The organism is Janibacter limosus NBRC 16128 (genome assembly GCF_001570985.1).
In the GTDB taxonomy this organism is placed as follows: Bacteria; Actinomycetota; Actinomycetes; order Actinomycetales; family Dermatophilaceae; genus Janibacter; species Janibacter limosus.
The window spans coordinates 1-7745 of sequence record NZ_BCSS01000069.1; the positions used below are offsets into that span (position 1 = coordinate 1).

Sequence of the window (7745 nt, forward strand, 5' to 3'; positions counted from 1 at the left end):
CGACCTCGTCGACGACCCCGGCGAAGGGGATCGGCTCGTCGTGCTCGCCCATCGGCGCCTTGGTCGAGGGGGTGAAGATCGGCTCCGGAAGCGGTGACCCGTCGACCAGGCCCTCGGGCAGCTCGACGCCACTCACGGCGCCGCTCGCCCGGTACTCGGTCAGCCCGCCACCGGTGAGGTAGGCCCGGGCGACGCACTCGACGGGCAGCATCGCCAGGCGCTCGACGAGCACCGCCCGGCCGGCGACGGCCGCCGGGACATCGGTCGAGACGACGTGGTGCGGCACGAGGTCGGCCATCTGCTCGAACCACCACAGCGACATCTGGGTCAGCACCGCCCCCTTGTCGGGGATCGGCGTGTCCAGCACGAAGTCGTAGGCCGACATCCGGTCGCTCGCCACGAGGAGCAGCTGGTCCGCGCGCGGGGACCCGTCCGCACCGAGCGGCGCGTAGAGGTCGCGCACCTTGCCCGAGTAGACGTGGGCGTATCCGGGCAGCTCCAGGTGACCGTCAGTCGTCATGGGGCCATCTTCGCAGGCGACGTCAGGGCCCGTCCCGGCGCTCCTCGAGCTTCATCTCCGCCTCGTGGAGATGGCGCTTGCCGTCGACGAGGGTGTCACGCGCTGCAGCCTCGGCTGCGCGGAAGGGCTCGTAGTAGGTCTCCTCGTACTCCTCGAGGATCCGATAGGTCCACCGGTCCGGCAGCACATTGCGCCCCACGAGGTCGGCCTGCAGGTCGTCGGCGATCGTGGTGTGACCGGCCTCGCGCAGGAGGCGCACGGCCTCTTGGAGCGTCAGGTCGGCGGTGCCGCACCGACGGTGGAAGGCATAGAGGTGCCCCCGGGCCTCCTCGACGACCTCGAGTGCCTCGGACAGCTTGCCGATCGCCCTGACCGTCTGGTCGTCGACGCCGGCTGGTCTGCGGTGTGCTTCGTCCATGAGGGCCTCGTACCCCGTCGGGCAGCCGGGCACGCGTTCACGGCGCGAACTCTGAAGGGTGTGGGCGGCCCCCGGTTGGAGGTATACGCGCGGACGATTCCCCGGCGAGCCGACATCCACCCGATGACCCGGCCTCACGGGTGGACGTCAACACGCGGACGAAAGGCCGGCGCGTTTACCTCCACCGGGGCGAAGGGGGCGGCGGGGCGAAGGGGGCGGCGGCGCGAAGGGGGCGGCGGCGCGGCATCTCAACCGTCGCGCAGGCCCTGCGGCCAGCGTTGGGCCCCGCGCCCATCCTGCGCATGCCGATCGTCCGCGTTGTAGATCGGGCAGCTGCTCGTGGACAGGCAGCCACAGCCGATGCAGCCGGAGGTCGTGTCGCGCAGCTCGACGAGCGCGTCGATGCGCTCCTGCAGGGTGTCGTGCCACCTGCCCGAGAGACGCTGCCAGTCCCGGGCCGTGGGCGGCCGGTCCGCCGGCAGGGTGTCGAGGGCCTCACGGATCTCGTCGAGCGCCAGACCGAAGCGCTGCGCCGCCCGGACGAAGGCCAGCCGCCGCAGGGTGTGGCGCGGGTACCGCCGCTGGTTGCCGGTCGTGCGGGTGGAGTGGACGAGCCCCTTGGACTCGTAGAAGCGCAGCGTCGGCACACTCACCCCGGCTCGCGCGGCAGCGTCGCCGATCGTCAGCAGGTCCCTCTTGTCCATGGGGCAAAGCTACCGCTTGACCTCAAGTGGACTTCAGGTCAGAAGGTTGCGGGCATGACCTCGACGACGACCCCCGCGAGCACGCCGTGTGTCGACGAACCGGAGCTGTGGTTTGCGGAGACCCCCGAGCGCCTCGAGCGCGCCAAGGCGCTGTGCCGTCGCTGTCCCCTGCGCCTCGTGTGCCTCCAGGGCGCAATCGAGCGCCGCGAGCCGTGGGGCGTCTGGGGTGGGCAGATCCTGGACGAGGGCCGGGTCATCGAGCGCAAGCGGGTGCGGGGTCGGCCGCGCAAGGACACCGCAGCCTGATCCGCCTCGCTCGGTGGAGGTCTGCGCGCGGGCGATTCGCCGTCGGATACACCTCCACCGGTGGACGAGGAAGCGTCAGGCGCGGATCTCGCCCCGAGCAGCGCGCAGGGCGATGTCGGTGCGGTGGTGACCGCCCTCGAGGCGGATCCGCTCGACCGCCTCGTAGGCGCGCACACGGGCCTGGACGAGATCGTCCCCAAGCGCGACGACGGACAGGACGCGACCTCCGGCGGAGACCAGCCGGGCCTCGTCCTCGTCGATCGTGGTGCCGGCGTGCAGGACGTGGACGTGCTCGGCGAGGTCACTGTCAGCCAGGTCCGCCAGCCCGTCGATCGCCACCCCCGTGACGGGTGCGGCCGGGTAGCCCTCGGCCGCGATGACAACGGTCACGGATGACTGCGGGCTCCACCGCAGCGGATCGTGCGCGTCGAGCCGGCCATCGGCGGCAGCGCCGAGCAGCACCGCCAGCGGCGACTCCAGGCGGGCGAGGACCGACTGCGTCTCCGGGTCGCCGAAGCGCACGTTGAACTCGATGACCCGCGGCCCACGCGCGGTGAGCGCCAGACCGACGTAGAGCACCCCGACGAAGGGGGTCCCCCGCCGCGCCATCTCGTCGACCACCGGCTGCGCGACCCGGGCGACGACGTCATCGACGAGACCCTCAGGGGCCCACGTCAGCGGGCTGTAGGCGCCCATGCCCCCGGTGTTGGGGCCCTCGTCACCATCGAAGATCCGCTTGAAGTCCTGGGCAAGGTCCAGCGGGACCACCGTGGTGCCGTCGCAGATGCAGAAGAGGCTGGCCTCGGGACCGTCGAGGAACTCCTCGATGACGACGCGGGCGTCCGCCCCCTTCGCCAGGCAGGCCAGGCCGTGCTCCATCGCGGCGGCACGGTCCTCGGTGACGACGACGCCCTTGCCGGCGGCCAGCCCATCGTCCTTGACGACGAAGGGGGGACCGAAGGCATCGAGGGCCTCGCCCAGCTCGGCCTCGTCGGCACAGACACGCGCCATCGCGGTGGGCACCTCGGCAGCAGCCATGACCTCCTTGGCATAGGCCTTGCTGCCCTCGAGGCGGGCGGCGGCGGCGTCCGGCCCGAAGCAGCGGAACCCGGCCTCCCGCAGGGCATCGGCGACACCCGCGACGAGCGGGGCCTCCGGCCCGACGATGACCAGATCGACCTCGTGACGGCGAGCGAGCTCGACGACCGCCTGCGGGTCGGCCGCATCAACCGGCTCGTTGAGCGCCAGAGCGTCCGTGCCGGGGTTGCCCGGAGCAGCGATCACCGCAGCAACCGTGGGATCGAGGGTGAGGGCGCGGACGAGAGCGTGCTCGCGGGCGCCGGAGCCGATGACGAGAACCTTCACGGGTGCGAGCCTACGAGACGGGGCCGAGGACAGGGGCCACGTTTCGCTGTGTGGCTGCGCCGAGACGTGCTGTGTGGCTGCACCAAGACACAAAGGGGGGCGCAGCTCTCGGCAGGCAGGGGGTATCTGTCGTGAGCTGCGCCCCAGGTCGCGGGTCCAGACATCAGGGGGGACACCGACCGCGCGACCGTCGGCCGAAGCCGACCTGTCGATAGTGACACTTTGTTGAGGGTGAAATCAAGATGACGAGACAAGTTCTTGCCGGCCCCCTGCCGCCGCCCCCGGCCGGGCGCGAAGCGCCCTGCGGAGGAACTAGACTTGTGGATTCGCCCGACCCGCAGGAAGAGCAGGACGACACGTGACCGACACCCACGTCGACGCCGTCGCGGCGGAGATCGCCATCGAGCAGCGACACCTCGATCGCGTCCACACCGAGCTGGCCAAGGCCGGCAAGCGAGCAGACCTCGTCGCAGTCGACGGCATGTCCCGCGGCCGCACTGACCGCACCGGTGATGTGCGAGACGAGGAGATGTCCGGGCTCTTCGAGCGGGACGCCCTCGTCTACACCGCCGCCCGACGCCTCTCCCACCTCGAGAACCAGCACGAGGGCCTCGTCTTCGGCCGCCTCGACCTCGAGCACGGAGACTCCGACGGACCCTCCGACCGCGAGATCCGCTACATCGGCCGTCTCGGGGTACGCGACGACGAGTACGAGCCGCTCGTCATCGACTGGCGCGCGCCCGCCGCGTCCCCGTTCTACCGGGCCACCCCGGTCGACAACCACGGCGTCATCCGCCGCCGCGTGCTGCGCTCCGTCGGTGACGAGGTCATCGGCGTCGAGGACGACCTCATGGTCCCGCAGGCCCCCGACGACATGGTCATCGTCGGCGACGGCGCCCTGCTGGCCGCCCTCACCCGCACCCGCGGTCAGCAGATGCGCGACATTGTCGCGACGATCCAGACCCACCAGGACGAGGCGATCCGCGCCACCGACCGTGGGATCACCGAGATCAGCGGCGGCCCCGGCACCGGCAAGACCGTCGTCGCCCTCCACCGCGCCGCCTACCTGCTCTACGCCAACCGGCGCCGCTACGAGTCCGGCGGCATCCTCGTCATCGGACCGTCCTCGGCCTACACCGCCTACATCGAGCGGGTCCTGCCATCGCTTGGTGAGGACTCGGTCGTCCTGCGCTCCCTCGGCGACGTCGTCGACGTCATCACCGCGGTCCGCCACGATCCGCCCGAGGTGGCCGCGATCAAGGGCTCGTTGCAGATGCGCACGGTCCTCAAGCGGCTCGCCTCCCGGCAGGTGCCCGACGCCCCCGTCAGCCTGCGCGCCATGGTCGGCGGACTGCCGGTCCGGCTCGAGGAGCGGGCGCTCGACGACATCCGCCGGCGCGCGCTGCGCGACCGCACCCGCAACCAGGCGACCAAGTACGTGCGGGATCTCCTGGCCGAGGCTGCGTGGCGCCAGGTCCGGGAGGGTGATCGGGACGAGTTCATGGACTCCTTCGACGAGTCGCTGGCCGTCGACGACTTCCTCGCCGAGTGGTGGCCGCAGGTCGACCCCCGCGAGGCTCTGCTGTGGCTCGCCGACACCGAGCTCGCCTACGAGGTGTGCCGCTCCGTACTCAGTCAGGGCGACGCTGCAGCCCTGGCGCACTCGGCCCGCGAGACGCTCGAGGCCGGCACGTGGAGCGTCTCCGACGTCGCGCTCGTCGACGACCTGTCGGTCCGCCTCGGGCAGGTCGAGGAGGCCGAGCCGGAGGAGCGCTCGTTCTACGAGATCGAGGAGCTCGACGGCGTCGAGGAGCTGCAGGCCATGGGCTCGGCGATCACCGCTCCCGAGATGTCGCACAGCCTGACCCCGACCAACGCCCGCGAGCGCCTGCTCCACGGCACCGTCGGCCGGCCGGCCGAGTACGCGCACGTCCTCGTCGACGAGGCGCAGGACCTCTCGCCCATGCAGTGGCGGATGATCGGTCGTCGTGGGCGCCGCGCCTCGTGGACCGTCGTCGGCGATGTGGCCCAGTCGTCCTGGGCGGACATCGCCGAGGCCGACCAGGCGCGTGAGGAGGCCTACGGCAACCAGCCGCGACAGGCCTTCCACATGACGACCAACTACCGCAACGCGCAGGAGATCTTCGACTACGCGCGCGATGTCATCCTGCCGATCGTCCCCGACGCCGACATCCCCGACGCCGTGCGCGAGACGGGCGTCGACCCGATCGAGATCACCTTCGGTGACGCCCTGGACACCTCCCGTCCCGACGTCGGCACCGTTGCGGCACAGGCCCTCGAGACTCTGGCTCAGGAGGTCGACGGGTCGATCGCCGTCATCACCCCGCAGCGTCACGGCGATGCGGTCCTGCCGCTCGACGGCTCGCACGGTGGCCGGGTCGTCGTCATCGACCCACTGTCGACCAAGGGCCTGGAGTGGGACGCGACGCTCGTCGTCGACCCCGACGCGATCGTCTCGGAGTCCCCTGGCGGCGCCCGCGTGCTCTATGTCGTGCTCACCCGCGCCGCCCACCGGATGACGGTGCTCCGCCCGACCGACTGAGGCGGGCTACGGCAAGTGGCGTCGGGCGATCGAGCCACGGGCTGACCAGCTGCGCAGCTCGGGCCACGGCCTCACCTGACGCAGGGCCGCGCTCGCGCCGCCCGCGCCCGCTGCCATCCCTGCAACGAGCTCGTGGAGGACGTCGACCGCGTCGTGCTCAGGTCGCCAGCCCAGCGTCGAGCGGGCCCGGCCGGTGCCCATCAGCGGTGCCTGCGCTGCCATGTCCACCCACGTCGGGTCCAACGGGCCGAGGTGGGTGTGCCATGCGGCCGCGACCGCGAGCCGCGGGAGCCCCCGCGGGACCCGCACGGTCCGGGCGCCGAGCGCCGCGGCGACCTCCTCACCGCCGACAGCACCAGCACCTGCGAGGTTGAAGGCACCGGAGGCGTCGCGCTCGACGGCGGCCAGGATCGCGCGTGCGACGTCGTCTGCGTGCACCATCTGCAGCGCGAAGCCGTCGACTCTGGGCACCCAGGGCACGTGGCGCACCGCCCGGGTCGCGGCCAGCAGGGCGGGGAGTCCGTAGCGGGCCATCTGGGCCCCGGCCCGGTGCTGCCCGACGAGGCACGGTCGCATGACGGCGACCCGGTCCGTGGCCGAGCGGGCGCGCACCAGCACGTCCAGGCGCCTCTCGCCCAGCGCCTTGCCACGGGCATAGGGCGAGTCGGCGGCGCCCCCGATCGGCCACGTCTCATCGACGCGGCTGCCCCCGCGACCGGGTGAGTACGCCGCGACCGATGAGAGGTGCACGACCTTGCTGACCCCTGCGTCCAGCGCGGCCGCCACGCAGGGCAGGAGCATCCGGGGGCCGCGGTCGTGCAGGAGGCCGGGCCGGCGCATCGGCTGCAGCGGCCAGGCGAGGTGGACGTAGGCGTCGGCGCCCTGCAGCGCGCCGACCAGGGCCTGCTGCCCGTCGGGCGTGCTCAGGTCTGCGCGCACCCACTCGGCCCCGTTGGCCTCCGGCGGCGGCCGACGGGCCAGCGCCACCGGTCGGTGACCGGCGGCGAGCAGCGTGGGGACGAGCGCCGAGCCGATGTTGCCGCTCGCGCCGGAGATGACGACCCGGGTCACGACGAGTCGTGCATCCGCTGCAGGGTCGACACGAGCAACTGCTGGCGCGGGCGCCCCCACCACCGGGAGTCCTGCAGAGCAGCCCGCGCAGCCAGGTACCCGCACCCACCGTGGACGCCGCCACCCGGGTGCGTCGCGGCGCTGCCGAGGTAGAGCCCGGCGATGTGCGTGCGTGGCCCACCCAAGCCGGTCACCGGGCGCCAGATCGCCTGCTGGAAGAGCTGCTGGGTCCCGCCGCCGACGGCGCCGTGGCCGAGGTTGGCATCCGCCTCCTGCAGGTCCCGGGGGCTCTGGATCCACCGGCCGACCTCGTGGGTCGACCAGCCGGGGGCCAGCGACTCGAGCATGTCCTCACATCCGGCGACGACCTCGTCGACCGCGGCCGGGTCGTCGTGCCGCCCGCGTGGCAGGTGGGTGTAGAGCCACAGCGCCTCGGTCCCGGCGGGCGAGCGGGATGGGTCGATCGTCGTCATCTGGCCGACGAGCGCGAAGGGCCGCTCGGGCACGACATCGCTCTCCAAGTCCGCGGACCACCGCACGAGTCCGGGCAGGTCCTGGCCCACGTGCACCACGCCTGCTCCCCGGGCGGCCTCGGCCGTCCAGGGCATCGGCGCGTCGAGACGCAGGTTGAGCTTGAGCGTCGGCAGGTCCCAGGTGAAGCGCTGCATCCGTCGTCGCAACCCCTCCGGCACGCAGCCGGGGTCGAGCAGGCGCTCGTAGAGGGCCTGGGCGCTCGTGTCCGCCACGACGGCGCGACGCGCGCGCACCCGCCGCCCGCCGGCCAGCTCCACGCCGCGG

At 72.5% G+C, this 7745-nt stretch carries 8 protein-coding genes; 2 read left to right on the top strand and 6 right to left on the bottom strand.

The window, feature by feature from the left end:
* The 3 genes from JLI01S_RS15935 to soxR form a co-directional block, all read right to left on the bottom strand.
* Positions 1 to 520: phosphoribosylaminoimidazolesuccinocarboxamide synthase (locus tag JLI01S_RS15935; protein WP_281177473.1), on the bottom strand; the 520-nt coding region annotated here is incomplete at its 3' end.
* A gap of 22 nt (positions 521 to 542) precedes the next feature.
* Positions 543 to 938, bottom strand: coding sequence for a hypothetical protein (locus JLI01S_RS15940; RefSeq protein ID WP_068266501.1), 396 nt, complete (start codon positions 936 to 938; stop codon positions 543 to 545).
* Positions 939 to 1186: 248 nt separating this feature from the next.
* On the bottom strand, positions 1187 to 1642 hold the full coding sequence (gene soxR / locus JLI01S_RS15945) for a redox-sensitive transcriptional activator SoxR (protein ID WP_068266504.1): 456 nt from the start codon (positions 1640 to 1642) through the stop codon (positions 1187 to 1189).
* Positions 1643 to 1696: 54 nt separating this feature from the next.
* On the opposite strand from soxR, the gene JLI01S_RS15950 reads away from it, so the two are divergent.
* Positions 1697 to 1948, top strand: coding sequence for a WhiB family transcriptional regulator (locus JLI01S_RS15950; protein ID WP_068266506.1), 252 nt, complete (start codon positions 1697 to 1699; stop codon positions 1946 to 1948).
* A 75-nt stretch (positions 1949 to 2023) separates the two neighbouring features.
* Here JLI01S_RS15950 and purD read toward each other — a convergent pair whose 3' ends face one another.
* On the bottom strand, positions 2024 to 3313 hold the full coding sequence (gene purD, locus JLI01S_RS15955; RefSeq protein ID WP_068266509.1) for a phosphoribosylamine--glycine ligase: 1290 nt from the start codon (positions 3311 to 3313) through the stop codon (positions 2024 to 2026).
* Positions 3314 to 3671: 358 nt separating this feature from the next.
* Between purD and JLI01S_RS15960 the strand changes: the two genes are divergently transcribed.
* Positions 3672 to 5876, top strand: a complete 2205-nt coding sequence (locus JLI01S_RS15960; protein ID WP_068266512.1) for a HelD family protein — start codon at positions 3672 to 3674, stop codon at positions 5874 to 5876.
* A gap of 6 nt (positions 5877 to 5882) precedes the next feature.
* Here JLI01S_RS15960 and JLI01S_RS15965 read toward each other — a convergent pair whose 3' ends face one another.
* A complete protein-coding gene (locus JLI01S_RS15965) occupies positions 5883 to 6947 on the bottom strand; it encodes an NAD-dependent epimerase/dehydratase family protein (protein WP_068266515.1) in 1065 nt (354 codons plus the stop codon).
* Positions 6944 to 7745: phytoene desaturase family protein (locus tag JLI01S_RS17210; protein ID WP_369407386.1), on the bottom strand; the 802-nt coding region annotated here is incomplete at its 5' end. The genes JLI01S_RS15965 and JLI01S_RS17210, both read right to left, overlap by 4 nt.